Annotated in this window: 1 pseudogene; it reads right to left on the bottom strand. The window is 63.1% G+C overall.

Annotation, left to right across the window (positions count from 1 at the left end):
* Nucleotides 1–607: pseudogene (locus tag G6N73_RS36200) on the bottom strand (oxalyl-CoA decarboxylase); the annotation flags it as partial.

Genomic DNA, 607 nt, shown 5'->3' with positions numbered 1-607 from the left:
GAGAATGGCGTCCGGCCGCTCCCTGATGACGGCGCGCAACGCGCCGAGCGCGCCATGGAAATCCATCGGGGCCGAATTCTTCATCAGCCGCGGCGCCATCTTGGCGATGTTTTCTTCCCGCTTCGAATTGACGGCGTTGATCCAATCAGACGGCGGAGCTTTCCACTTGCCGTCTATGCTTTCGAGAAGGGCTGACACGCAGGAACCGATGTCGCCGACGAGCGGAGCGGCGATCTCGACATTGGAGTCCATTTCCTTCGGCTCGATGTCGATCTGGATGAACTTCTTCGGCGCGTCGCCCCAGGCCTTGCCCTTGCCGTGCGACAGAAGCCAGTTGAGGCGAGCGCCGACCAGCATGACGACGTCGGAATCTTTCAGCACAGTGGAGCGTGCCGCGCCCGCACACTGCGGATGCGTGTCAGGCAGAAGGCCCTTGGCCATGCTCATAGGCAGGAATGGAATGCCGCTCTTTTCGATCAGGGCGCGAATCTGGTCGTCTGCCTGCGCGTAAGCGGCGCCCTTACCCAGGATGATCAGCGGGCGCTTGGCGCCCTTTAGCACATCCAGGGCGCGCTCGACGGCGGCTGGAGCGGGAAGTTGGGCCGGC

The sequence above is a fragment of the Allomesorhizobium camelthorni genome, from assembly GCF_011045125.1.
GTDB lineage: Bacteria > Pseudomonadota > Alphaproteobacteria > Rhizobiales > Rhizobiaceae > Allomesorhizobium > Allomesorhizobium camelthorni.
Note: the sequence above shows the minus strand (reverse complement) of the source record. Positions and strands in the feature narration are given on the sequence as shown.